Consider the following 741-nt stretch of genomic DNA (forward strand, 5'->3'; position numbering starts at 1 on the left):
ACACCACTTCCAGGGACTTGACCACCGTTCGCCAAGGCCGACATCAGGGCTCTCGCGGACGCCGGTCTGGTGACGTTGGTGCGAGTCGACGATCGCGGTGAGGTCCGTGTGAGCTCAGCGAGGGACTACCGTTCGGGCGTCAGTGGCGGCCGGAGCGCCGCCGCTGCGCAGGGCTCCGGCCCCTGCGACACCAACTGGAAAGCCAGCGGGGTTGACGAAGCCGGCGTTCTCGTGACCGATTTGGAGCTGAAGTTGTCCGAGCATGGTGCGTCGAGGGACGTCAACGGGGACCAGCGTGAGAGGGCAGTCCCGCGACAGGAGGTTCGGCCGGCGCAGACCGGCGTTCCGGTAGCCGACCCGTTCCCCATGTTCGGACAGAGCCTGTTCACGGTCGAAGAGCCTGTTGACACCGCATCAGACGTGTGGGGAGACGACGACGCAGACGAGGATGGAAACATCGACGATGCCCACCTCGGCGAGGACCCGGACCTGGACGCGGTCGACTGGCCGTTCGGGGACCTGGAGGAGCTGGTGCCGGGGCTGTTCTCGATCTGGGCCGGCGGTTCGGAGGACAGGTGGGCCGCTTACGCCTGGGCTGCGTTGCAGCGCGCGGGCCTGACGCACTTTGACGACGAGGTCGAGCGGACGCTGGTGATCTGCCGGCTCTTAGTGCTTGCCGCGCTGAACCGCGAGTTCGCTTCGCGTGCCCACGAGGAGGGGGGCCTGTCCCCGGATCCTGGA

At 67.5% G+C, this 741-nt stretch carries 1 protein-coding gene; it reads left to right on the top strand.

The genetic code is table 11. From position 1 onward, the window contains the following. Positions 1 to 69: 69 nt before the first annotated feature. Positions 70 to 741, top strand: a 672-nt coding sequence (locus tag N866_RS19230; RefSeq protein ID WP_034229981.1) for a hypothetical protein, incomplete at its 3' end; no start/stop codon positions are given.

It is taken from the genome of Actinotalea ferrariae CF5-4 (assembly GCF_000603945.1).
In the GTDB taxonomy this organism is placed as follows: domain Bacteria; phylum Actinomycetota; class Actinomycetes; order Actinomycetales; family Cellulomonadaceae; genus Actinotalea; species Actinotalea ferrariae.